This window comes from Novosphingobium naphthalenivorans NBRC 102051, from assembly GCF_001590985.1.
GTDB classification, from domain to species: Bacteria; Pseudomonadota; Alphaproteobacteria; order Sphingomonadales; family Sphingomonadaceae; genus Novosphingobium; species Novosphingobium naphthalenivorans.
Genome location: NZ_BCTX01000022.1, coordinates 34,302 through 57,996 on the forward strand (window position 1 = coordinate 34,302; position 23,695 = coordinate 57,996).

Sequence of the window (23,695 nt, forward strand, 5' to 3'; positions counted from 1 at the left end):
CAGAGTTTTCCTGGGGAGGAAAGCTTGGCCCGCCGCACACTGGTGCGGCGGGCCATTTGCGTGGGAAAATAGTCTTACCAATCGTTTACAGACAGCGCCGTCTGAAATTGGGGATTTCCCGCAACAATCGATTATCGCGGCCGCAACGGCGCAGCCTCTACGGATGGCTGTCATGGGAGACTTCCACGTCAATCCTTTTGCCGAGCTGTACTGGTGCGTCAGTACCCAGCACCGCCCCGGAATGGTGCTGCTGGCGCTGGCCGCCGCGATCCTGGCGGGTGCCTCGGCCATGCTCTCCTTTCACCGCGCCCGCCGCGGTGAAGGGCGCATGCGACATGTCTGGGGCACGATCTCGGGCCTGGCTCTGGGAGCAGGCGCCTGGAGCGCGCACAATATCGCCGTGCTCGGCTATCTTCCCGGCGCTCCCTTCTCGTTCCTTTTCGGCATCACGCTGATCGCGCTCAGCCTGCTTCTCGTTTCCGGCGTCACCGCGTCCCTTCTCCTGTTGCAGCTTCCGCCGCGGGCAGGCGTGCTGACCGCAGGCCTGTTCTACAGCGGCGGGCTTGCCGTCAGCCACTATCTCGGCATGGCAGCGATCAACATGCCGGCGACCGTGCACTGGGACCCGGAATATATCACGGCCTCCGTGGTCGTTGCCATTCTGCTGAGCCTTCCCACGTTTGCCCTTGTCCGCCGCGAGGACAGCAGGCTCGCTGGGGCCGGCGCAATCGCTTGCTTCGGCCTGCTCATCGCGCTCACCCACATGACCGGCATGGTGGCGCTGGAAATCATCCCCGGCCGGGTTTCCGAACATGCCCTGGCGATTTCCGCCGGCAGCCTCGCCGCCTGGATCGGACTGGTCACCCTGGGGCTGTTCACTCTGGGTCTGCTTGTGCTGGTATCGAACCACCACGCCCTCGCAGCGCTGGAACGCAGCGAGCGGCAGCTTTCCATCTTCGTGAAAAACACGTCCGACTATGCCATCTGCATGCTCGACCGGAACGGCCGCATTTCCCAATGGAACACCGGCGCCGAACGCCTCACCGGCTACAAGGCGGGTCAGGCCATCGGAATGCCGCTCGCCAGGCTCTTCGCAGTGGAGGAGCGCGCCAGCGGACTGCCCTCCAACGTGCTGCGCACCGCTGCGAAAACCGGCACCTGCCAGGGCCAGTGGTCCACATTGCGCCGCGACGGTTCGGCGCTCTGGGTCGATGGAACGGTGGAAAAGGTCTGCGACGACGACGGACGGCATCTCGGCTTTTCCGTCATCACCCACGATGTCACCCGTATCCGGCAAGTGCAGCAACTGGCCGAGCAGACCGCCCGCCAGCTCGATACCGCACTGGAAAACATGCACGAGGGCCTGTGCCTGTTCGATGCCGACGAGCGCCTTGTCCTGTGCAACCGCCGCTTTCGCGAACTGTGGGACCTGGACAAGTCCGACACCGTGCCCGGCACCCCGCTTGAGCAGTTGATCCTTGCAGGCTTCATGAACACGGACGGCCCCGACCACGCTGCCGAGCATGTCTGGGAATTCCGCCATATCATCGACGAGGCCCTTGGCGAGGAACGTATCTCCCCAGTAGTCGCCGAACTGGGCACCGGCCGCGTGGTCTCGATCGCCAACAGCCCGCTGCCCGAAGGCGGCTGGGTAACGACCTGCACCGACATTACCGAGCAGCGCCGCTCCGAAGCGCAGATCGAGCACATGGCTTTTCACGATCCGCTGACCGGGTTGCCCAATCGCGCCCGCTACCACCGGCGCCTCGACCACGCGATCGAGAGAGCCGCGCAGGCCGGTTCGCAAGTTGCCGTGATCGCGATAGACCTCGACCGGTTCAAGGAAGTCAACGACACCTATGGCCACACGGCCGGCGACCAGGCCCTGCAGGCCATCGCCGAACGCCTGACCGGCACCATGGGGGACGGCGAAGTCGTCGCGCGGCTCGGCGGTGACGAATTCGCCGCGGCCAAGACGTTCTGCGACAAGACCGAACTCGACGAATTCCTGATCCGCCTGAAGGAGGCCTTCGTCGCCCCCGTGACCGCCGAAGGCCAGAGCCTGACGCTGGCCGCAAGCCTGGGCGTGGCAGTCTATCCCCGGGACGGCGCAAACCGGGAAACCCTGCTGAACAACGCCGACCTTGCCCTGCACCGGACCAAGTCATCGATCGGCCATACCGTCTGCTTCTTCGAGCCCGACATGGACGAAAGCGCCCGCGCCCGCCGTCAGCTGGCCAACGACTTGCGCCATGCCGTGCCCAATGGCGAACTGCGCCTGCTCTACCAGCCGCAGCGTTCGCTGAAGAACGGGGCGATTTCCGGATACGAAGCGCTGGTCCGCTGGCACCATCCGAAACGCGGCCTGATCCCGCCTGTGGAGTTCATTCCGCTGGCCGAGGAAACCGGCGACATCTTCGCGATCGGCGACTGGGTGCTGCGCGAAGCCTGCGCCGAGGCCCGGCACTGGCCGGAGACGCTCAAGGTCGCGGTCAATCTCTCGCCAGTGCAGTTTCTCCAGCAGGGCCTAATCGAGCGCTTCCGCGCCATTCTGGTCGAAACCGGCCTTTCGCCGAGCCGACTGGAACTGGAAGTGACCGAAACCGCGATCATCACCGACAAGGCGCGTGCCCTGCACTGCCTGCGCCAGTTCAAAGCCATGGGCGTCAGCGTGGCGATCGACGATTTCGGCACGGGCCATTCCTCGCTCGACACCTTGCACGCGTTTCCGTTCGACAAGATCAAGATCGACAAGTCATTCCTGCTGCGTGCGGAGACCAGCCATCAGGCGATGGCCATCATCCGGACCGTGCTTTCCCTGGGCCGGAGCCTTGCCATCCCCGTCCTTGCCGAGGGCGTCGAGAACGAAAGCCAGCTTCACGTGCTCGAAAGCGAAGGGTGCGACGAAGCGCAGGGCTACTATTTCGGCCATCCTGCGGCCGCGCCGAGCCTCGATCTGCAGAATACCGTCAATTTCTGACCGGTAGCCGCGCGGATACGCATTACCCCGCATCCCCGGAAAAAAGCGACTGCAACTTCTGCCACAACACGCCATTTTCCCCGTAAGTGATTGCGAAAAATTGCGATTTCCCGCAGTTTCAGTGGTGAAAAAATTAACTATCGGCCCATAGCGTGACCCAGATCATAAGAGGTCGTTGTGCACCGTCGGTTTCCTGAAGAACAGTCCAGTCTAATTGCGGGCGAGCAGGCCATGCAGTCGCTTGAGCTGGCGCTGCAGGCTGCCTCGCGGGCGGAAAAGCGGCTGCGGGAATCGGTCGAGGCGCTTCCCCACGGCATCGTCTTTCTCGATGAGGACGGCCGCTACATTCTCTGGAACGAGCAATACGCCGAGATCTACAGCCGGTCCGCCGACCTGCTGCAGCCGGGCGCGAAGCTGGCGGATACCCTGCGCATCGGCATCGAACGCGGTGACTATCCAGAAGCCAAAGGCTGCGAAGAGCAGTGGCTCGCCGAACGCCTGGAGCGTCTGCAGCAGCCGGGAATGCGCCACGAGCAATGGCTTTCCAACGGCCGTTGCATCATGATCGAGGAACGCAAGATCGAAGGATGCGGCACGGTCGGCATCCGCGTCGACATTACCGATCTCAAGCAGAAGGAAGAAAACTTCCGCCTGCTGTTCGAGCGCAACCCGCTGGCCATGCTGGTCTATGACATCGACAGCGGCCTCATCCGTTCGGCCAACGAGGCCGCCTGCACCTTTTTCCGGTACGAGCGGCACGAGATGGCGGGGCTGGCCGCGCGCGAGCTGTTTCCGGAAACGCTCTGGCCCGAAGCTGCCGAAATGCTGGCGGTCGACCACACGGACACCAACGACTGCTGGCAGATGTTGCGCCGCGACGGTTCGAGCGTGGATGCCGTCGTCGCCACCCGGCTCTCGCAACTCGAAGGCTATCCCGCGACGATCATTTCGATCTTCGACATGACCGAGCGCCGCCGCATCGAGCAGCGCATGGAACACATGGCCAGGCACGACGAGCTGACCGGCCTTGCCAACCGCGCCCACTGCCGCGAGCACTTGCGCGACGTTCTGGGCGAAACCGAAAGCACTGTCACGATCGCCCTGGTCGATCTCGACCACTTCAAGGCCGTGAACGACACCTACGGCCATCACTTCGGCGATGTGGTGCTGAAAGACGCCGCCTCGCGCATGCGCAAGCTGCTGCCGTCGGACGCCCTGCTCTGCCGGATCGGCGGCGACGAGTTCGCGATCATCTTCCGCCGCTCCAGCCTGATGCAGGCGGAACTGGTTGCCAAGTCGATCATCGCCGCCTTGTCCGAGCCGTTCTTCGTGCACGGGCACCTGATCCACATCGGCGCGACCGTCGGCTTCGCGTCCTCGCCCTACGACAGCCGCGATCCCGAGACGCTGATGCGCTATGCCGACCTGGCACTCTATGCCGCCAAGGGCGAGCAGCGGGGCATTTGCCGGGCTTTCGAGGCCGGCATGGACGCCGCCGCGCAGGAAAAGAACAAGCTGGAGCAGGATTTCCGCGCAGCCGTAAGCGGCGGTGAACTGGAAGTGCATTACCAGCCGCTCATCAATCTCTCCACCGGCGAAATAGAATGCTACGAGGCGCTGCTGCGCTGGAACCATCCCGTGCGCGGGCTGGTGCCGCCCGACGTCTTCGTCCAGCTCGCTGAGGAAATGGGCATTATCGACCAGATCGGCCGTTTCGTACTGTTCGAAGCCTGCCGCGAGGCGGCGGGCTGGCCTGAGCACATCAAGGTCGCGGTCAACGTCTCGCCGCTGCAGTTCCGCAACGGCAAGCTGCTCAGCACCGTCATCAACGCCCTGTCCACCTCGGGCCTCCCCGCCGAGCGGCTCGAACTCGAAATCACCGAGGCGGTGCTGATGGAAAAGGGCCCCAGAACCGCCGCCATCATCCGCAACTTGCGCGCCTTCGGCATCGGCATCTCGCTCGACGATTTCGGCACCGGCTATTCCTCGCTGAGCTATCTGCTCAATTACCCCTTCACCAAGATCAAGATCGACAAGGCCTTCATCCTCAACCTTCACCGCGAAGCCAATTCGCGCGCCGTGATCCGCGCCGTGATCGGGCTCGGCAAGAGCCTGGGCCTGACGGTCGCGGCCGAAGGTATCGAGCGTGAATTCGAGCGCGACTACTTGCGCGACGAGGGCTGCACGCAGGGCCAGGGCTATCTGTTCGGCAAGCCCGAACATGCCCGCACCCTGACGGTCCCGGGCCGCCGCGCCGCCTGACCGCGGCTCCCGGCCCGCTGCCGCGGAAACACCATCCCCTCTTGCACTTCGGGGAACTGTGCCCAACCAAGGGCGCGCATGACAGCTCGCGATTCCTGCCGGGCCAGTTCACCGGAGCCTGCTTGATGAAAGACATCGCCACCCTGACGATGAATCCCACGATCGACGTGTCCTACGACATCGCCAGGATGCGGCACACGCACAAGATGCGGACCGAAAACGAATGGTACGCGCCCGGCGGCGGGGGCATCAACGTGGCGCGGGTGTTCACCCGGCTGGGCGGCAATGCCCGCTGCTATTACCTGTCCGGCGGCGCCACCGGCCCGGCGCTCGACGGGCTGATCGATTCGCACGAACTGGTGCGCACGCGCATCCCGATCACCGGGCCCACCCGCATCGCCTCGGCCGTCCTGGAACGCGAAACCGGAAAGGAATACCGCTTCACGCCGCAGGGCCCGACGATCTCCGCCCGCGAATGGAGCGAATGCCTTGAGCTGATCGCGCAATCCGATTGCGACACGATGGTCCTGAGCGGTTCTCTGCCGCCGGGCGTGCCCGACGATTTCTATGCCCGCGTCACGCGCCTGCTGCGCCCGCGCGGGATCGAGATCGTGCTCGACAGCTCGGGCGCCGCGCTCATGCATGGCATCGATGCCGGCTCGCTGCTGCTGGTAAAACCCAGCCAGGGAGAGCTGCAGCAATATACCGGCCGCAAGCTTGTCACCCGCGATGAGATCGAGGACGTCGCGATGGACATCGTGCAGACCGGCAAGGCCCGCCTCGTCGCCGTGACGCTCGGCGATGAAGGCGCGATCCTCGCCCGCGCGGAAGGGCCGGTCTTCCTGCCCGCGCTCAGGATCGAGGCGGCCAGCGCGGTGGGGGCGGGAGACAGCTTCGTCGCCGGCATGATCTTCGCCCTGAACACAGGCATGAGCGAGCTGGAAGCCTTCCGCTTCGGTGTCGCGTCAGGCTCTGCCGCCGTGCTGCGCGCCGGGACCGGACTGGCCTATCCTTCGGACATCGAACGGCTGCTGAAGCAGGTCCAGCCACTGTAGCCCTGCAGGGCTGCTCCGGCGGCATCACCGCAGCCCGTTCCCCGCGTTCATGCGGACCGGCCGGCTTGGTCGGGACCGGATGCGAGCCCCCGCTCCTGCATCCGGTCCCGGTTCCGGCCGCCAGACACCGCCCCCCGGCAGCACTGGCGGCTTGCAGCGCAGCTCTGGATTCCGAAGGCGATGCGCACGTCACCGGCCTGGCAGCCCCCCGCCGCCTACGCCGTGCCTTGCGCTTGCCTTCCGGACTGGCCGGATCTGCGATCATGCGTCCTGTGAAACGCGTCCCGTGTCGTCAGCCATGGATGTTCCTCCAAGTTCTGACGCCGGAGTACAAAATGCATCGCATCGGGGCATATGGAAAGGCGCGATCAGTCCGTCTCCAATGTCAAAGTCCGGCTTTTGAAAGTTTCGATCGCGATTGGAGCAAGAAAAAGCACCAAAATGGATGATGCATTGCAAACGATTTAAGTAATCGCATGCGAGCCTGCATCCGATGGGCTGTTCAAGACCTTGCAATGGCCTTTCCGGAATGGACTCCAGCATCAATTCGGAAAGCCTGAAAGCAACCGGGCATGGCCCGATCACGGGCATTTGCTCTGCCTTGCCCCATGACATTGCAGCGCTTCACAAACCCCGGTGCTGGCCACCGCCGAGGCGCAACGGGCAAGGGCGAAACATCGCCCGAGCGACAAATGCGAAGGCACTCCCATAAATCTCAAGGAGACCGGTAGAGTGAAGAAATGCGCATATTGCGCAGAAAACCGCGCGATTATTGCTTTGCCAAACCGATATTATGCTGCAATGTGGCTGTGAAAGGCCGCTTGCGGCTTTACCGGTGTTGGGAGAGAGCGCGCCGGGGGGTACATTATCTACCCGGCGCGCCGATCTCTTCGCAGACGCAACATCACCCACTCCATCTTCTCTTGCATAGGCATGGCGCAATTTTGGCGCCCTTCGATCCGTTTGCCCTGACCGCAGTGGCATCGCCATCCGCACTCTTGTGCAGTGCAGCAATATCATGCTGCACGCAGGCTGCTGAAAAAACGCCGGGAAAGTGATTCGGACGCTGCGGGCAATTCCGTTCCGATAGCCCGATTCGCGCGGTGCACTGGCCTGCCAACCGCCAAAGGAATGATTGCCCGGTGCCTTCGCCTCCGGTACGTCCGGGGTGAAAGCGAATTCCCGCCCGTCCGTATCGTCCTGTGCACCATCCCTATCCTCCTCCGGCGACGCGGCGGTTGATGACGTTCTTCGTCATGGCGGCAGCGATCATGAACCAGATCGACACGACGATCGCCAACGTCGCGCTGCCGCATATCCAGGGCAGCACTTCGGCCTCGCGCGAGCAGATCACCTGGGTGCTGACCAGCTACATCGTGGCGCTGGCGATCTTCACTCCGCTCACCGGATGGCTGGCCGGGCGGTTCGGCCGCAGGCGGGTGATCCTCACCTCGATCTTCTTCTTCACCGTCATGTCCGGCCTGTGCGGCGCCGCGACCAATCTCAACGAGTTGATCGCCTTCCGCGTCCTGCAGGGCATCGCCGGAGCCGCGCTGGTGCCGATGAGCCAGGCGACACTGCTCGATGCCTACCCGCCAGAGGAGCACGGCAGCGCCATGGCCATCTTCGGCATGGCGGCGATCACCGGACCGCTGGTGGGGCCGCTCGCGGGCGGATGGCTCACCGAATACATCTCCTGGCGCTGGTGCTTCTTCATCAACCTGCCGATCGGGATCATGGCATGGGTGGGGCTTACGGCGACGATGCCCGAATATCCCGGACGCAAAGGCCCCAGGCTAGATTTCCTTGGTTTCGTGCTGCTGGCGATAGGCATCGGCGCGCTCCAGCTGCTGTTCGACCGGGGGCAGGTGCAGGACTGGTTCTCCTCGACCGAGATCTGGATCGAGACTCTGCTGGCGGGCTGCGCATTCTATCTCTTCATCGTCCATTCGATGACGACGAAACATCCCTTCGTCAGCCCCGCGGTGTTCATGGACCGCAACTTCGTGATCTGCTCGATCGTCGGCTTTTTCCTGGGCGTGCTGATCTACAGTCCGATGTCGCTACTGCCCGAGATGCTGTCCAACCTGTTCGGCTATCCGATCATCGACGTCGGTCTGGCCATGGCCCCGCGCGGGCTGGGCGTGCTGATCGCGATGCTGGCGATGGGCCGCCTCATCAACCGCGTCGACCCGCGCCTGCTGGTCGGCTGCGGAATGATGCTCTCGGCCCTGGCGATGTGGCACCTCTCGCACATGACGCTGCAGTCGAGCGACTGGATCGTCGTCACCACCGGCGTGATCCAGGGCATGGGCTCCAGCTCGATCTTCGTGCCGCTGTCGATGATGACCTTTTCCACCCTGCCCGCCCACTTGCGCAACGAAGGGGCCGCGCTCAACACGCTGCTGCGCAGCTATGGCGGTGCGGCGGGCATTGCGCTGGTTCAGGTCCTGATCTTCCGCAACGAGGCGAAAGTGCAGTCGCGCCTGACCGAAGGCGTGCGCCCGGACAATCCGGCCATGCACTTCGCGATGCCCGATGCCGACTTCACTCTGCCGTCCTCCGTCGCGGGGATCGAACACGAGATCGTGCGGCAGGCGACGATGGTGGCCTATATCGACGCCTTCTGGGCGCTTTCGATCGTGGGTATTCTTGCCTGCGCCATGGTCTTCCTGCTGCAACGCCCCCGGCGCGTCACCGCCCCCGCCCAACCGGTGAGCGCCGAACCGGTGGGCGGCGAATGACGGTGCAGCCATCCCCCCAGAGCACCGCGCGCCTGCTGTGGACGATCGCCTTGCCTGCCATGCTCACCAACGTGGCAACGGCGCTGTTCGGGCTGGCTGACATGTGGGCGATCGGGCGGCTGGGCGATGCCCCGGCGCAAGGCGCGGTGGAACTCGGCGCCAAATTCATGATGGGCCTGCTCAATGTCTTCAACTTCCTGCGCACCAGCACCGTTGCGCTGACCGCGCAAAGCGGCGGGAGCGGAGACCGGACCGCGCAGGGCCAGACTCTGGCGCGGGCAATGGCGGTGGCGCTGGGCATCGGCCTGCTGCTGCTCATGGCCATGCCCTGGATCGTGCCCGCCGGGCTCGACCTGCTTGAAGCCAAGGCCCAAGTGCGCAGCGATGCGCAGGTTTATATCGGCATCCGCTACTGGGCCGCCCCGGTATGGCTGGGCAATTGCGTGCTGGTCGGCTGGCTGATCGGCCAGCGGCTGGTGCGTCATGTGCTGGTGGTGGAAATTACGGCCAATGCCGTGCACATCACGCTCGACCTGTTTCTGGTGCTGGTCCTGCACTGGGGCGTGGCCGGAGTGGCCTCGGCAACGCTGGGATCAGAGCTGCTCAAGTTTCTGCTGCTCGCCGCCATCGTGCTGCGCCAGCCCTCCGCGCGCGAGGCCTTTGCCGCCGCCCGCCACCGCGCGACATGGCACCGCGACGCGCTTGCCCGCCTCTTCGCGCTCAACCGCGATCTTTTCGCACGCACGCTGCTGCTGACCGGCGCGATCCTGATCTTCGCGCGTTCGGGGGCGCAGCACGGGCCGGTCACGCTGGCGGCGAACGGTATCCTGTTCCAGCTCTTCATGCTCTCGACGCTGATCCTCGACGGCTTCGAAAGCGCCTCGCAAGTGCTGTGCGGCGAAGCCTTGGGCGCCGGCGACCGGCCTCGTTTCACCGCCGCCGTGCGCGCCGCACTGCTGTGGGGCAGCGTAGCCGGGCTGGCGCTGACGCTGGTCTATGCCCTCGCCGGTGCCCCGCTGGCCGCGTGGTTCAGCACCGATCCGCGCGTTGTTGCGGAAACCGGGCGCTACGTCGCGTGGGTAATCGCCCTGCCGCTGGTGGGCGTCGCCTCGTTCGTGCTCGACGGGGTCTTCGTCGGCGCGGGATGGACGCGGGCCATGCTGGGGACGATGGCCGCGGCCATGGCGCTCTACCTCACGCTGCTCTGGCTGCTGCACCCGCTGGGCAACCACGGGCTGTGGGCGGCTTTCACGCTGTTCTTCGTGGCCCGCGCGGCCGGACAGTTTCTGGTCCTGCCGCGCCGGATACGGCGCAGTTTCAGCGCTTCCTGAAAATCACCGTAAGGTTGTTGGCGGGCATTTCCACGAACCGTTCCAGCACCAGTCCCTGCTCCAGCGCGCAGGCGCTTACCTCTTCCAGAAACCGCAGGCCCCAGCGCGGATCGCGGCGTTTCAGGTCCTCGTCGAACGCCTGATTGCCCGGCTCGATCGGATGTCCGGCGCGGCGATAGGGACCGTAGAGCACCAGCGGATGCCCCGGCGCCAGCAAGCGCCCTGCCCCTGCCATCAGCCCCTCGGTCGATTCCCAGGGACTGATATGGATCATGTTGATGCAGACAATCGCATCGGCCGCCGCGACCGGCCATGACTGCGCCGCGGCATCGAGCGCAAGCGGCGGCAGCAGGTTGGGCAGAGCCTCGGCCTCTCTCCACGCGGCAATGGATTCGCGCGCGCCGGCATCGGGATCGCTCGGCTGCCAGAGCACACCGGGCAGCGCCTTCGCGAAATGGACCGCGTGCTCGCCCGTCCCGCTTGCCAGTTCCAGCACGAGGCCGGACGGCGGCAGCGCCTCGCGCAGCACGGCAAGGATAGGATCGCGGTTGCGGGCGGCGGCGGGGGCCTGACGGCGGGCGTCTTGTGTCATGACACCGGCATGGGGACGGCAGGCTTCCAGTTCAACCTCCCGGTTCAGAGACCCGGAGTGTCATGCACGCAAAAAGCCATGGTTCGATGAACCCGCTTCATCGAACCATGGCTCAAGCCTGTGCGGCTCTCGTTCCGTGCCGGGCCTGAAATCCGGGGCCCGTTCACGGATGCAGGGAAGGCATCAATCCCAAAGGCCCAGCGCGTCCGGTTGCCCCGGCCCGCTGATCTTGACTTCACAAGAGGACGCATCGGTCTCTTCGATGAAACCGGCGAAACGGTGGCGCAAGGCCTCCAGGCTGATGCTCCGCATTTCGCTGGCGCTGAAACCCGCTGCCAGAATGGTGGCGAGCACACGCTGCTTCTGGGCGATCAGGTCGATCGCCTGGAGCTCGCGCATGTGACGCGCAGCGAAATCCTCATCACGGCACAGCACTTCGCCCAGGGCTTCGATCTCGGACCCGAGTTCGCCCAGCACTTCGGCCATTGCCGTAAATTTGGGTTCGTGCATCATCCGCTTCAGGCCGCGATCGCGTGATCCTCTGAAGCGCTGAGCGCCTGCAGATCGATTACCATGACCATGCGATCCTCGATGGCGGCAAGGCCTTCCAGGAACGGGGTGACATCTTCCTGGCCGGTGGTCGGCGGCGGCTGCAGCGTATCGGTGTCGAGCGCAACGATATCGCTGACCGAATCGACGATGAGGCCCTGCGACTGGCCATTGATCTGGCAGACGATGATCGCGTGGCGCGGCGTCGCCTCGGTCGGCGTCCAGCCCAGACGGGCGGCCAGATCGATCACCGGCAGCACCGTGCCGCGCAGGTTGACCACACCTGCCACGTAAGCCGGTACGCGCGGCATCGGCGTGACCGGCGTCCAGGCCCGGATTTCGCGGATCGACATGATGTCGAGCGCGAAGATCTGGCCGGCGACTTCGAAGGTAATAAGTTCGCGGTGCATGTCCTGAACCTCCTTTGCGGGCTAAATCAGTGCGCGACGCGGCGCACGGCCGCGACGAGCTTGTCGGTATCGAAGGGCTTGACGATCCAGCCGGTCGCGCCGGCGGCCCGGGCACGGGCCTTCTTCTCGTCCGAGCTTTCGGTGGTCAGCACCAGGATCGGCCGGTCGCGATGGCGGGTGCCGCCGCGCACCTGCTCGATCAGGCCGAAGCCGTCGAGACGGGGCATGTTGATGTCGGTAATGACGACATCGACCTCGTTGACGGCCAGCCACTCCAGCGCGGAAACGCCGTCGTCGGCCTGGGCCACGTCGAAACCATTGGTGGACAATGCGTGATTGAGCAGCGCGCGCATCGACGCGCTGTCGTCTACAGTAAGAATGCGGGTAGTCTTGGACATCGGATGCCTCGTTTGGTCAGAACAGTTCGACTTCGCCGCGAGGGACCGGGCGGAACACGGGTTGCGGTTTAACCTCGGGAGCATCCGAGGAGGCGACAGTTCGGCACCGGACCTGACCGGACGCCGGACGGAAATCTACGCGGCGGGCATTGGTGCCCCCCAGGTCCTCACGGACCAGTTCGATACGTTCGCGCAGCAGGAAGCTGCGCGCGAATTCGGCATTGGCGGTGCCGATCTGCTGCATTCCCGCACGGATGTTCGCGCCGCCATAGAGATGCGCGCGCAGACGGTCCTTGCGGGCCCCGTAGGCCAGCATTTCGTTGATCAGCATTTCCATCAGGTAAACGCCGTAGTGCACGTCCACTTCGCCGGGATTGTGGCTGGCCGGCGGTTCGGAGAGCAGGAAGTGGTTCATGCCGCCCAGCTCGACGACCGGATCGTAAAGGCAGGTGGCCACGCACGAACCCAGCACGGTGCTGAATTCCACCTTGGGTCCGGCGCTGACCTTGAACTGGCCCTGCAGCACGGTCAGGCGCGTGATGTTGGGCGGGGTGAGATCCAGGGACATCGCTTCAGGCCGCCTTGTGAAGCGCATGACGCGCGATACTGTTGATCGGAGCGACGACGCGCGCCGCACCCAGCGAAATGGCCGCGCGCGGCATACCGAACACCGTGCAGGTGGCCTCGTCCTGGGCGATGGTGTGGGCGCCGGCATTGGCCATGGCGAGCAGGCCCTTGGCCCCGTCCTGTCCCATGCCGGTCAGCAGAATGCCGACGGCATCCGCGCCCACGTACTGGGCGACCGAATGGAACAGCGCATCCACGCTGGGAACATGGCCCGAGATCGGCTCGCCCCGGCGCAGCTTGGCGTAGAGCGTGGTCGATCCCTTCACGAGGAGATGATGCTCGGCCTCGGCGGCGAGATAGACGTGTCCGGGCTTGAGCGGCATGTCGTTCACCGCCACCTGCACGGTGGCCGGGCAGACCTGATCGAGCGTGCGCGCGATCGCCGGGGCAAAGCGGGGATTGACGTGCTGCACGATGACGGTGGGCGGGCAGTCGCGCGGGAATTCGCGCAGCAGAACCTGCAGGGCCTCGACCCCGCCGGTGGACGAACCGACCGCGATCAGGCGGGTATCGCGCTTGATCGAACGGCGGCTTTCCTCGGCGACCGACGGTGTACTGCGCGCCGGCTTGCGGAACTCGATCTGCGCGGCATCGCGGATCAGCTTGGCCAGTTCGCCGCTGTCCTGCAGCGCCAGCTTGCCGGTGGGATCATACTTCGAATAGCAGTTCACCGCGCCCAGACCGAGCGCGCGGGCCGTCACCTCGTTGCCTTCCTGGGTGGCGCCGGAAACGATGATCACCGGCGTCGGGCGCAGGGTCATGATCTTTTCAAGGAAGTCGAGACCGTTCATGCCCGGCATTTCGATGTCGAGCGTGACCACGTCCGGGTCCAGCTGCTTGATCAGCGTGCGGCCTTCCGCGGCGTTGGATGCGGTGCCGACCACTTCGATATCGGGCTGCTCGCGCAGCCGCGACATGAGGATCGCGCGCATGGTCGGCGAATCGTCGACGATGAGGACACGAATGCTCATGCAGCCCTCCTGCGGTAGATCGTGGGGCCGACGAGCTGGAAATCGTTCGCGGCCGGACCGGTCACGCGTTCGGAATGGCCGATGTAGAGGAAACCGCCCGGCACCAGCACGTCGGCAAAGCGCTTGACGAGCCGTTCCTTGGTCGGATTGTCGAAATAGATCATGACGTTCCGGCAGAAAATGAAATCGAACTGGCCCTTGATCGGCCAGTCGCCATGCAGGTTGAGCAGACGGAAACGCACGATCTGGCGCATGGCATCGGCCATGACCGCCTGATCGCCGTTTTCCGTGGCCCAGGCCCGGCGCAGTTCCTCCGGCACGGGCTTGAGGTCCTTTGCCGGATACGTGGCGGCCTCTGCCTTCCGAATCGCGTGCGGCGCGATATCGGACGCGAGAATCCGCAGATCGCCGCGCGCCAGGTTGATGCCGTCCGAACGGTCCGGCCCCAGCAGGCTCATCACGATCGACCATGTTTCCTCGCCGCTCGAACAGCCGGCCGACCACACCCGCACCGGCTGGCGGTGACGCAGCTTCTCGACCAGACGCGGCCGCAGTTCGGTGCGCAAGTGATCGAAATGATGCGCTTCGCGGTAGAAGAAGGTGTGGTTGGTGGTGAGCGCCGCCACCGCCTTGTTCAGTTCTTCCGGATCTTCTCCGATCAGCTCGATATACCGGGAGAACGTGACGCTCCCGGCCGCGCGCACGAGCGGCGCGATGCGGGAATAGACCAGCATCGCCTTGCCCTGCGGCAGCACGATCCCGGCAGCGCTGTAGATGATCTTGGCGATCTGCGCGAAATCGGCAGCGCTGTAGATCTCCGGGCTGACACCGGGAATCGTGTTGATCGAGGCGGAAGCAGCCGTCACGCAGCCTGCCTTTCATGCGCGGGCAGCGCGCAGGCCACGAGACCGTCGACATCGACGATCAGCGCGACCTTGCCGTCGCCCAGGATCGTCGCACCGGCGACGCCCTCGACCGCACGGAAATTGGTGGCAAGGCTCTTGATCACGAACTGGCGCTGATCGCAAATATCGTCCACCAGCAGCGCGGCCTGGCCGGCGCTTTCGGTATCGACGACGATCAGCACGCCTTCCTGCGGATTGGTCGCGCCGGTGGGTGCCCCCAGTGCCGTCTTGAGCGAGATGATCGGGATGAACCGGCCGCGCACGTTGAGCATCTGCGCGTTCGATCCCAGGCCGTGGAAATCCCCCTCGCCGGGGCGAAGGCTTTCCACCACGTGGGCGAGCGGCACCACCAGCGTCTGATCGCCGACATCGACGATCATGCCGTCCGAGATCGCCAGCGTCAGCGGCAGCGTCAGGATGAACGCGGTGCCCTTGCCCGGAACGCTCTCGATGGTGATGCGGCCGCCCAGATCCTTCACGTTCTGGCGCACCACGTCCATGCCGACGCCGCGTCCGGAGATGTTGGAGACGACCTGCGCGGTCGAGAAGCCCGGCGCGAAGATCAGGTTGTCGATTTCCTCGGCCGAAAGTTGCGCTTCGGGGCTGATGATGCCCTTCTCGACCGCCTTGGCAAGCACGCGCTCGCGGTTGATGCCCGCGCCGTCGTCGGCGATGGTGATGAGAATGCGGCCCGAGCGGTGTTCGGCGGACAGGGTCAGCGTGCCTTCCGGCGGCTTGCCTGCGGCAATGCGGACATCGGCGCTTTCAATGCCGTGGTCGACCGCGTTGCGGATCAGGTGCGTCAGCGGTTCGCCAAGCCGCTCGATCACGGTCTTGTCGAGTTCGGTGGTTTCACCGATGGTTTCCAGCTTGACGTGCTTGCCGGTGGAAGCGGCCAGATCGCGCAGGATACGCGGCACGCGGCTGAAGACGCTGGCGATCGGCTGTGCGCGGATCGACATCGCGCTTTCCTGGATGTCGCGCGTCAGGCTTTCGAGCAGGCCGAGTTCCTCGGTCGCCGTGATCCCCGCCCCATCAAGGCGCTGGACCAGCATGGCCTGCGCGATGACGAGTTCGCCGACGAGATCGATCAGGCGGTCGAGCTTGAACAGGTCGATACGGATCGACTGGCCCGCAGCCGGCGGCGCAGGCGCGGCAGCCGCAGGCTTCTCGGACGAATCCGGCTTTGCCGCGGCGGCGGGAGCCGGTGCTGGCGGGGCCTTGGCAGGCGCCGGAGCCGGGGCGGCGGCCGCAGGTGCCGCCGGAGCAGCGGCAGGAGCAGGCGCCGGGGCAGCGGCAGGAGCTTTGGCCGGAGCAACCGCGATCGGTTCCACCTTGGGCGGCGGCGCGGTCTGCTCGACCTTGAACTCGGGAATTTCCTCGTCATTGCCGATCGCGAGAGCGCAATCGTCACCGATGAAATCGAAGATGTCGCGCACGGCGTCTTCCGCCACGTCGGCGGGCATCGCGAAAGTCCAGCCGAGATAGCCCTGCGCAACGTCGAACGTATCGAGCGGCGGGACCTGGCTGACATCGCAATAGATGCATTCGCCGCCGAGCGCGGCGATATCGCGCAGCATCAGCAGCGGTTCGCTGCCGTTGCGCATGGCGCCCGCACGCGGACGCAGATGAACTTTCCAGCGCTTGTCCTGCCCAGCGCCCTGTCCAGCGTCTTGCCCGGCCGGAGCTTCCGCTGCAGGCGCAGGAGCCGGTGCATCGAACCCGCCCGTCAGGTCGTCGAGCAGCGCCGCCAGATCGAAGTCGTCGATCGGCTTGGGCTCGTCGTCGTCATCGCTGGAAGCGGTCTCGGGCTCGGGAGCCGGTTCCGGTTCGGCGGCAGCCGCCGGCGCAGCTCCGGCGTTGCCCGCCATGGCGCCTTCCATTTCCGCGATCAGCGCGGCGTCGGCAGGCGCATCGCCCCCTTCGCGCGCAGCTTCGACGTGATCGGCAAGCGTATCGAGCGCGCGCAGCAGCAGGTCGACCAGCCGCTCCTCGATCGCCACCAGCCCTTCGCGCACGTCCGAAAGGAGCGTTTCGAAAGTATGCGTGTACGCCTGGAGCGCCGAGTACCCGAAAGCACCGGCGCCGCCCTTGATCGAGTGAACCGCACGGAACACAGCGTTAACCGTATCCGAATCGTGCGTTCCCGCCCGGCAGGCAGCAAGGCCGGCCTCAGCCGCGGCCAGCGATTCTTCGCATTCGACGAAGAAGATCTGTTGAATTTCCTCGGGGCTCATAGCTCGCTCTCTTCGAAGAGTTCCGACGTCAGACCGGTCAGCTTCGCGGCTTCCTTCAGCGCGGGCGAAGCCTCGATTTCCGCGCCTCCGCCGCTGCGGCGGGCCGAAACGAGAAGCTGAAGTACCGCCTGGCCGACGTGCTCGACCGCACTGCCGTCGATGCGAAGGGCGCCAGCGCCCAGCGCGGCGACAAGTTCGGGCCAGATTGCCTCGGCTGCTGCCCTGTCGCAGCGCGCTGGCAAGGTAATGCTACTCATCACTTTCCCCCGTTGATCCGGCCTTGGTAGCAAATATCCGTTCCCTGCCCGTGTGGACCGCCATCCGGAATTTCCCGCGCTTGCATCAGCGTGGAACATTCAGAGACGTTCACCGGCAGGATTCGGTTCATTCAGCCAACCTCGTTCGCTCAAATCGCCTTCCCGCACCGGATTTCCGGCGCGTGGAACGGGTCAGTGTTAGGGTAAACGGTGACAACGCGACGTTTGCTGCAAACTCAGGCGAAGTGCGTAGTGTGGTTAAGGAAATTCATCGGATGTTTAGAGGTATGTCGCAATCAGAACCCCATTAGAGGCAACAGAAGGTCCCATCCCCATGCATGACGCCCGCGTTCTGGTAGTCGACGATTCAGCCGCCATGCGCGCGCTGTTTTGCGATGTCCTGGAGCAGACCAAGAACGTTCTCGTCATCGGCACGGCAGCCAATGCGGACGAGGCACGCGACCAGATCGCGGAACTCCGGCCCAATGTGGTCACGCTTGACGTCGAAATGCCCGGCATGAGCGGAATCGAGTTCCTTGAGGAAATCATGAACACCAACCCGATGCCGGTGGTCATGCTCTCGAGCCTTACCCAGAGCGGCACGGAAACCTCGCTCAAGGCTTTCGAGCTGGGCGCGGTCGAATGCTTCCCCAAACCGCTCAAGGCCACGCCGGAGCAGTTCGCCAAGCAGGTCGGCAAGCTCGGCAAGATCGTGCTCGCCGCCGCCAACTCGAACGTGCGCGACAAGCCTCGCCATCGCGGCCCCAAGGCCGAGAGTGCTGCCGAGAGCGGTCCCGACTATTCGCCCAACGGCAAGATCGCTGCCTTCAGCACCTCGATGGGCGGCGTCGATGCGCTGACCGAAGTGCTGATGCAGTACCCCAAGAACTGCCCGCCCACGGTCATCATCCTGCAGACCGAACCGGCGCTGGCGGAAATGTTCATCACCCGCGCCGACAAGGACTGCGCCTGCTCGATCAAGGCCGCCGTCGATGGTGCCGAGCTGACGGCGGGCACCGTGCACATCGCTTTCGATCCGAACAAGCACGTGATCGTGGAGCCCGGCATTCCGGCCAAGCTGCGCTTGGTCGATCGTGATCCGGTCGAAGGCTTCCGTCCTTCGGCAACGCTGCTGTTCGGCTCGCTCTCGCGCGCCGGCATGGCCACCATCGGTGCCGTGCTGACCGGCATGGGCGAAGACGGCGCCAAGGGCCTGAGGCTGCTCAAGGCGGCGGGTTTCCGTACCCTGGCGCAGGATCGCACCACGGCCACCGTGCCGCAGGCACCGACGGCCGCGATCGAGGCTGGCGCGGTCGATTCCGAACTCAAGCTTGAAGATCTGGCCAAGGACGTGCTCGCCAACTGCGGCGCCGCCGTCTGACAGCTTCGATCCTCGCGATAATCTGACGGCCTGCCCGGAGGTTTCCGGACAGGCCGTTTTTTCGTGCGGATGGCAGGGGAAAGTCTTCCCGTCCGGAAGAACCGCGCCGGGATCAGTGGCCCGATGCGGCTTTCACGTCCTTGGCGGGACGCGGCGCCAGCCAGATGGTCATCGCCGCCGCGAACAGCGCCACGCCGGACAGGGCGAAGATCTCCGTCGTGCCGAGCGCCATGCCCTGGGCCTCCACCAACTGGGAAATCACGCTGCGCGCCTGCTCGGCGGAAAAGCCCTGGTTCTGGAGCGTATCCGAGACGGCCTGCGCGCCATTGAGGTTCCCCGCGAGGATCGCCGTCTTTTCCCGCGACGCATCATGCCACATCGTCGTGACCAGCGCCGTCGCGACCGCGCCTGCCAGCGTGCGGCCGAAGTTGGAGATACCGGCCGCCGAAGCGGTCTCTTCCGGGTCCACCGAAGCCAGGCCGATCGTCGTGAGCGGCACGATCATCATGGCCATCCCCGCCCCCTGCAACAGTTGCGGCAGGATCACGGTGGCGAACGTCACGTCGGTCGACCAGCCCGCGCGCATGAGCGAGCAGACGCCAAGCCACGAGATGCCCATGAAAACGATCAGGCGCGGGTCCAGCTTCTTCATCATGCCGGGAACCAGGGGCGACACGATCAGCGCCAGCACACCGCTGAACGCCATCGCATGGCCGGCCATCGTCGCGGTATATCCCATCGAGAGCTGCAACCATTGCGGCAGGATCACGATCGAGGCGAAGTAAGTGCCGAAAGCGATCGTGAGCGATGCCGTCGACGCGGAAAAGCCCCGGTGCCGGAACACGCTGAGATCGACGACGGGATGCTTCTCGGTCAGTTCCCAGATCACGAACACCGCGAAGAACACCGCCGCGACACAGGCCATCACGACGATCCGCGTCGAATTGAACCAGTCCTCGTCACGGCCGAGATCGAGCATCATCTGGAAGGCCCCGACCCAGATCACCAGCAGCAGCAGACCGATGCGGTCGATCGGCACCTTGCGGGTCGGCGTCTCGGCATCGCGCAGAAGCGCCAGCACGCCGAAGAAGATCAGCACGACGATCGGCACGTTGATGAAGAAGATCCATTCCCAGGACCAGTTGTCCGAGATGTAGCCGCCCAGGATCGGCCCCGCGATCGGCGCCGTGACGACCGTCATCGCCCACATCGCCATCGCCTTGGGCTGCGCCTCTTTCGGGAAGATGCGCATCATCAGGGTCTGGGTCAGCGGCATCAGCGGGCCGCCGCAGAAGCCCTGCCCCAGACGGAACACGACCAGCGCGGACAAAGTCCCGGAAAGACCGCAAAGGGCGGAGAACACGCCAAAGCCGGCCAGCGAGAGCAGGAACACGCGAAGCGTGCCGAAACGCTGGGCCAGCCAGCCGGTCAGCGGCACGCAAATCGCCTCGGCCACGGCATAGGAGGTGATGACCCAGGTGCCGCTCGTGACCGAGACGGCAAGACCGCCGGAAATGTGCGGGACCGAGACGTTGGCGATCGTCGTGTCGAGCACGACGATGAAGTTCGCCATCGCCAGGACGAAGCCGGCCAGCGCGAGGCGCACGCCGGTCAGCGGCTTGGCCCCGTTCGCCTTGCCGTTCCCTCCGTCCGCCGGCGCTGCTGCAGCGCTAGCCATCAGTCGTTGCTCTTCAGCTCGATCTTCGCATCCATCGACAGACCGATGCGCAGCGGGTGCTCCTTGAGCTCCTTGGGATCAAGCTCGATGCGCACCGGCAGGCGCTGCACCACCTTGATCCAGTTGCCCGTCGCGTTCTGCGCCGGGATCAGCGAGAACGCCGCGCCAGTGCCGCCCGAGAAGCCGACCACCTTGCCGTGGAATACGACATCGTCGCCATAGAAGTCCGAAGTCAGTTCGGCCTTCTGGCCGCTGCGGACCTTGCCGAGCTGGTCTTCCTTGAAATTGGCATCGACATAGAGCTCGCCCACCGGAACGATGGCCATGGCCACCTTGCCGTTCTCCACCTTCTGTCCGACCTGGATCGTGCGCTTGGCGATGATCCCGTCGATCGGCGCGCGAATGATCGTGCGCTTGAGATCGAGTTCGGCAGTGGCCAGCCGGCTCATCGCCAGCAGCACTTCCGGCGCGGTATCGACACTGGTGCCGCGCGTGAGCGCGAGGGCCGCCTCTTCCTGCCTGCGCGCACTGATCGCGTTGGAACGGGCCGAAGCCAGCCCGGCCTGAGCCTCCTGCGCAGCGGCTTTCGCCGTTGCCAGCGCCTCGCGCGCCGCGGTGATGTCCTCGGCCGAAACCGCGCCGGTCCCTGCCAGCGCCGCGCGGCGGTCATAGTCGGTCTGCGCCTTGGCCAGCGCGGCCTGGGCGGAGGCGACTTTGGCCTGCGCCGCCCCGATCTGGGTTTCGCTGGCATCCGCGGCCGCGCCGAGCGCCGTATCGTTCGCCCGCGACTGTCCGTAGCGGCGGCGGGCATATTCCAGCCCCGCACGCGCTTCGGCCAGGGCGATGCGCTGATCGGAATCGTCGATGCGGAACAGGATCTGCCCACGCCGGACCGGCTGGGTATCCGTGACCATCACATCGACCACTTTGCCCGACGTCAGCGGCGTCACTTCGGCCATTTCGCCGGCGACATAGGCATTGTCGGTCGAGACCGACCGGCCGCCGAGGATAATGTCGTAGAGGAAATAGAGCCCGACGACGACGGCCAGACCGATCGCCAGCCAGACCAGCATGGGCCGCCGGTTGTTCCGGTGAATCACGCTTCCCGAACCGTCAGCGTACGCGTTCTCGCCATCCGCAGGCTGATCCTGCACATCTTCACTCATTATTCGGGAGCCTTTTCACTGGAATTGTCGCCGAACCCGCCGCCCAGCGCGCGCTTGAGCGCGACTTCCTGGGCCAGGGTGCGGAAATGGGCATCGACCGCGGTCTCGCGGGCCTGCAAGGCGGCGGTCTGCGCGGTCAGGGCATCGAGGTAGCCGGAAAGCCCCCCGCGATAGCGCTTCATGGCAAGATCGTAAGCGGCGGCGGACGTCGAGGCGGCCTCCGCCGCATCACGTTCCTGACGCCCGGCCGCATCGCGGCTGGCCAGGGCATCGGCAACGTCCTGCAAGGCGCCGATGACGGTTTCGTTGTAACTGGCCACCGCTTCGTCATAGGCACCGCGCGCCTGGCGGAAATTGCCCTTGAGCTGGCCGCCCCGGAAGATCGGGAGGCTCAGCGCGCCGCCGGCATTGCCATACGTCGAACCGCTGTCGATCAGATTGGAAATGCCAAGCGAGCTCAGCCCGATCAGCCCGGACAGCGAAATGTCCGGAAGGAACGCAGCCTTGGCCACATCGATCCGGGATGCCGCCGCTTCGGCCCGCAGGCGGGCGGCGGCAACGTCCGGACGGCGCCCGGCGAGCGCGATGCCGGCATCGGCCGGAACGGGCGTTTCGGGCAGCGAGTCCAGCGCAGGCGGCGTGATCGACAGCCCCCGGTCCGGTCCGGCACCGAGCAGCGCGGCCAAGGCATGGCGGCGCAGCAGCACCTGTTCATCATTGGCCGAAAGCGCAGCCCGCGCCGAAGCCGCCGCCGCTTCGGACTGGCGCAGCGGCACAGCGCTGTCGAGCCCCTGCCGGGCCCGCTGGCCGGTCAGGTCCACCATCTCCGCGCGCGCCTTGCTCGCTTCGGCCAGCGCCTGGCCGCGCGCGATCAGGCGGGCCAGATCGAAATAGGAGGACACCACATTGCTGGAGAGCATCAGTTCCGCCTGCCGGGCATCGGCCACGGCAGCCTCGGTCTCGGACGTGGCGGCGGCCAGCGCCTTGCGGTTCTTGCCCCACAAGTCGAGATCGAAATCCCCCGTGAGCGCCAGCGTGCCCGTGCTTTTCCAGCCCTTGGGCACATAGGCCTTGGGCATACCCTTGTTATAGCTCTGCTTGGTAAAACCGCCCGAAGCCTCCCCCCCGATCGAGGGCAGCGTGGCCGCGCCGGCCACTTCGGCGGCACCCCGCGCCTGCCGGATGCGCGCCTCGGCCATGGCGACACTGGTCGAACCGGCCAGAGCCTCTTCGACCAGCGCATTCAGCTGCGGGTCGCCATAGACGGTCCACCACTGCTGGCGCGGCCATGTCCGCTCCGATGCCTGCGTGGCGCTCGCAGATGCCAGCGATTGCGCCGACGCCAGCGCGGCGGGCGCGTTCATCTGCGGACGGGGACCAAGATCTGGTGCGGCGCAGGCTGAAAGGGTAAGCGCGACAGCCAGCAGCGATACCGCCGCGACTCGCGAATAGGTTTGCATACTCATCAGTACAAATTTATCGAGAGACCTCTTGCAGGTGTCAATCAAAAAGTGTACTTAGTAGTACAGGTATGACAAACCCGATAGGCAAGAGAGAGCTGAACAAGGCTCGCAAGCGGGCCGAGATCGTGGACATCGCGACGCGCTCATTTTTCGAGCACGGTTATGCTGCCACCAGCATGTCGGCCATCGCAGAAGAATTGGGCGGGTCGAAAGCCACGCTGTGGGCGCACTTCGCCTCCAAGCAGGATCTGTTTGCCGCCGTGATCGACCTGCAGGTCGACAGCTTCTCGCAGGATATTGACGAAGTGCTCACCAGCCAGACCTATTCGGTTCCGGCGCTGAGGCGCGCCTGCGCGCGCTTTCTGGAATGCCTGCTGCGCGAAAACGCCATTCGCCTGTTCCGCCTCGTGGTCAGTGAAGGCGGGCGTTTTCCCGAGATCAAGGAAATGTTCTATTCGCGCGGCCCAGTCAAATTGCGCAAATGCGTGATCGAATTCTTTGCCACCCGCGTCTCGGAAGCCCGCGCCACCGAACTGAGCCGGCTGATGATCGCGATGATAACCGGCTTCCGGTCTGACATCCTGCTGCGCCCCAGCTCTCCTTCCATGGCGGAACGGGAAGCCTTCGTGGACAGTCTGGTCGAAATGATTACCCGCGGCATCCCCGACCAGCCGACCCCGTCCTGAAGC

Annotated in this window: 19 protein-coding genes; 7 read left to right on the top strand and 12 right to left on the bottom strand. The window is 65.1% G+C overall.

The genetic code is table 11. The features are described from left to right. Window positions 1–163: 163 nt before the first annotated feature. The 5 genes from NN5_RS09225 (at window position 164) to NN5_RS09245 (ending at window position 10,372) form a co-directional block, all read left to right on the top strand. On the top strand, window positions 164–2,980 hold the full coding sequence (locus NN5_RS09225; RefSeq protein ID WP_067733990.1) for a bifunctional diguanylate cyclase/phosphodiesterase: 2,817 nt from the start codon (window positions 164–166) through the stop codon (window positions 2,978–2,980). Window positions 2,981–3,211: 231 nt separating this feature from the next. Continuing rightward, window positions 3,212–5,242 (top strand): putative bifunctional diguanylate cyclase/phosphodiesterase, encoded by a 2,031-nt coding sequence (locus tag NN5_RS09230; protein ID WP_084384846.1) that lies wholly within the window; start codon window positions 3,212–3,214, stop codon window positions 5,240–5,242. Window positions 5,243–5,367: 125 nt separating this feature from the next. Then, window positions 5,368–6,297, top strand: coding sequence for a 1-phosphofructokinase family hexose kinase (locus NN5_RS09235; protein WP_067734010.1), 930 nt, complete (start codon window positions 5,368–5,370; stop codon window positions 6,295–6,297). A 1,241-nt stretch (window positions 6,298–7,538) separates the two neighbouring features. Further along, window positions 7,539–9,041: a DHA2 family efflux MFS transporter permease subunit gene (locus NN5_RS09240; protein WP_067733992.1), complete on the top strand. Its 1,503-nt coding sequence runs from the start codon at window positions 7,539–7,541 to the stop codon at window positions 9,039–9,041. Then, complete coding sequence (locus tag NN5_RS09245; RefSeq protein ID WP_067733993.1) at window positions 9,038–10,372, top strand: MATE family efflux transporter; 1,335 nt, start codon at window positions 9,038–9,040, stop codon at window positions 10,370–10,372. Before NN5_RS09240 ends, NN5_RS09245 begins: the two co-directional genes overlap by 4 nt. Here the strand turns inward: NN5_RS09245 and NN5_RS09250 are convergent. The 9 genes from NN5_RS09250 to NN5_RS09290 form a co-directional block, all read right to left on the bottom strand. Then, on the bottom strand, window positions 10,359–10,964 hold the full coding sequence (locus NN5_RS09250; protein WP_067733994.1) for a DUF938 domain-containing protein: 606 nt from the start codon (window positions 10,962–10,964) through the stop codon (window positions 10,359–10,361). The genes NN5_RS09245 and NN5_RS09250 overlap by 14 nt on opposite strands. 183 nt (window positions 10,965–11,147) lie before the next feature. Next, window positions 11,148–11,474, bottom strand: a complete 327-nt coding sequence (locus NN5_RS09255) for a hypothetical protein (protein ID WP_245656382.1) — start codon at window positions 11,472–11,474, stop codon at window positions 11,148–11,150. Between the two features lie 8 nt (window positions 11,475–11,482). Further along, a complete protein-coding gene (locus NN5_RS09260; RefSeq protein ID WP_067733995.1) occupies window positions 11,483–11,923 on the bottom strand; it encodes a chemotaxis protein CheW in 441 nt (146 codons plus the stop codon). 26 nt (window positions 11,924–11,949) lie between these two features. Then, a complete protein-coding gene (locus NN5_RS09265) occupies window positions 11,950–12,321 on the bottom strand; it encodes a response regulator (RefSeq protein WP_082010295.1) in 372 nt (123 codons plus the stop codon). A gap of 16 nt (window positions 12,322–12,337) precedes the next feature. Next, window positions 12,338–12,889, bottom strand: a complete 552-nt coding sequence (locus NN5_RS09270) for a chemotaxis protein CheD (protein ID WP_067733996.1) — start codon at window positions 12,887–12,889, stop codon at window positions 12,338–12,340. A gap of 4 nt (window positions 12,890–12,893) precedes the next feature. Continuing rightward, the gene (locus NN5_RS09275) at window positions 12,894–13,919 is read right to left on the bottom strand and encodes a protein-glutamate methylesterase/protein-glutamine glutaminase (RefSeq protein WP_067733997.1); all 1,026 of its coding nucleotides are present in this window, start codon (window positions 13,917–13,919) and stop codon (window positions 12,894–12,896) included. Beyond that, window positions 13,916–14,785 (bottom strand): CheR family methyltransferase, encoded by an 870-nt coding sequence (locus tag NN5_RS09280; protein ID WP_067733998.1) that lies wholly within the window; start codon window positions 14,783–14,785, stop codon window positions 13,916–13,918. Before NN5_RS09280 ends, NN5_RS09275 begins: the two co-directional genes overlap by 4 nt. Next, on the bottom strand, window positions 14,782–17,061 hold the full coding sequence (locus NN5_RS09285; RefSeq protein WP_067733999.1) for a chemotaxis protein CheA: 2,280 nt from the start codon (window positions 17,059–17,061) through the stop codon (window positions 14,782–14,784). Before NN5_RS09285 ends, NN5_RS09280 begins: the two co-directional genes overlap by 4 nt. Then, window positions 17,058–17,318: an STAS domain-containing protein gene (locus NN5_RS09290; protein ID WP_067734000.1), complete on the bottom strand. Its 261-nt coding sequence runs from the start codon at window positions 17,316–17,318 to the stop codon at window positions 17,058–17,060. The genes NN5_RS09285 and NN5_RS09290 overlap by 4 nt, the downstream gene beginning before the upstream one ends. Before the next feature lie 334 nt (window positions 17,319–17,652). Here NN5_RS09290 and cheB point away from each other — a divergent pair, with 334 nt between their 5' ends. Continuing rightward, the gene (gene cheB / locus NN5_RS09295) at window positions 17,653–18,699 is read left to right on the top strand and encodes a chemotaxis-specific protein-glutamate methyltransferase CheB (RefSeq protein ID WP_067734001.1); all 1,047 of its coding nucleotides are present in this window, start codon (window positions 17,653–17,655) and stop codon (window positions 18,697–18,699) included. Window positions 18,700–18,811: 112 nt separating this feature from the next. Here the strand turns inward: cheB and NN5_RS09300 are convergent, their stop codons facing one another. From NN5_RS09300 to NN5_RS09310, 3 genes are read right to left on the bottom strand one after another with little or no spacing between them, the layout of a single operon-like run. Further along, a complete protein-coding gene (locus NN5_RS09300; protein WP_084384847.1) occupies window positions 18,812–20,377 on the bottom strand; it encodes a DHA2 family efflux MFS transporter permease subunit in 1,566 nt (521 codons plus the stop codon). Further along, window positions 20,377–21,543, bottom strand: a complete 1,167-nt coding sequence (locus NN5_RS09305; RefSeq protein ID WP_067734002.1) for an HlyD family secretion protein — start codon at window positions 21,541–21,543, stop codon at window positions 20,377–20,379. Before NN5_RS09305 ends, NN5_RS09300 begins: the two co-directional genes overlap by 1 nt. After that, entirely contained in the window at window positions 21,543–23,009 is a 1,467-nt protein-coding gene (locus tag NN5_RS09310) for an efflux transporter outer membrane subunit (RefSeq protein ID WP_067734003.1), read from the bottom strand. The genes NN5_RS09305 and NN5_RS09310 overlap by 1 nt, the downstream gene beginning before the upstream one ends. A 65-nt stretch (window positions 23,010–23,074) precedes the next feature. On the opposite strand from NN5_RS09310, the gene NN5_RS09315 reads away from it, so the two are divergent. Beyond that, complete coding sequence (locus NN5_RS09315; RefSeq protein WP_067734004.1) at window positions 23,075–23,692, top strand: TetR/AcrR family transcriptional regulator; 618 nt, start codon at window positions 23,075–23,077, stop codon at window positions 23,690–23,692. Window positions 23,693–23,695: the final 3 nt, after the last annotated feature.

Coding starts and splice junctions, on each gene's coding strand:
- NN5_RS09260 (WP_067733995.1), bottom strand. CDS start 11,923: ATGCACCGCGAACTTATTACCTTCGAAGTCGCCGGCCAGATCTTCGCG.
- NN5_RS09250 (WP_067733994.1), bottom strand. CDS start 10,964: ATGACACAAGACGCCCGCCGTCAGGCCCCCGCCGCCGCCCGCAACCGC.
- NN5_RS09305 (WP_067734002.1), bottom strand. CDS start 21,543: ATGAGTGAAGATGTGCAGGATCAGCCTGCGGATGGCGAGAACGCGTAC.
- NN5_RS09240 (WP_067733992.1), top strand. CDS start 7,539: ATGACGTTCTTCGTCATGGCGGCAGCGATCATGAACCAGATCGACACG.
- NN5_RS09230 (WP_084384846.1), top strand. CDS start 3,212: ATGCAGTCGCTTGAGCTGGCGCTGCAGGCTGCCTCGCGGGCGGAAAAG.
- NN5_RS09285 (WP_067733999.1), bottom strand. CDS start 17,061: ATGAGCCCCGAGGAAATTCAACAGATCTTCTTCGTCGAATGCGAAGAA.
- NN5_RS09225 (WP_067733990.1), top strand. CDS start 164: ATGGCTGTCATGGGAGACTTCCACGTCAATCCTTTTGCCGAGCTGTAC.
- NN5_RS09265 (WP_082010295.1), bottom strand. CDS start 12,321: ATGTCCAAGACTACCCGCATTCTTACTGTAGACGACAGCGCGTCGATG.
- NN5_RS09315 (WP_067734004.1), top strand. CDS start 23,075: ATGACAAACCCGATAGGCAAGAGAGAGCTGAACAAGGCTCGCAAGCGG.
- NN5_RS09310 (WP_067734003.1), bottom strand. CDS start 23,009: ATGAGTATGCAAACCTATTCGCGAGTCGCGGCGGTATCGCTGCTGGCT.
- NN5_RS09270 (WP_067733996.1), bottom strand. CDS start 12,889: ATGTCCCTGGATCTCACCCCGCCCAACATCACGCGCCTGACCGTGCTG.
- NN5_RS09275 (WP_067733997.1), bottom strand. CDS start 13,919: ATGAGCATTCGTGTCCTCATCGTCGACGATTCGCCGACCATGCGCGCG.
- NN5_RS09255 (WP_245656382.1), bottom strand. CDS start 11,474: ATGCACGAACCCAAATTTACGGCAATGGCCGAAGTGCTGGGCGAACTC.
- cheB (WP_067734001.1), top strand. CDS start 17,653: ATGCATGACGCCCGCGTTCTGGTAGTCGACGATTCAGCCGCCATGCGC.
- NN5_RS09245 (WP_067733993.1), top strand. CDS start 9,038: ATGACGGTGCAGCCATCCCCCCAGAGCACCGCGCGCCTGCTGTGGACG.
- NN5_RS09235 (WP_067734010.1), top strand. CDS start 5,368: ATGAAAGACATCGCCACCCTGACGATGAATCCCACGATCGACGTGTCC.
- NN5_RS09290 (WP_067734000.1), bottom strand. CDS start 17,318: ATGAGTAGCATTACCTTGCCAGCGCGCTGCGACAGGGCAGCAGCCGAG.
- NN5_RS09300 (WP_084384847.1), bottom strand. CDS start 20,377: ATGGCTAGCGCTGCAGCAGCGCCGGCGGACGGAGGGAACGGCAAGGCG.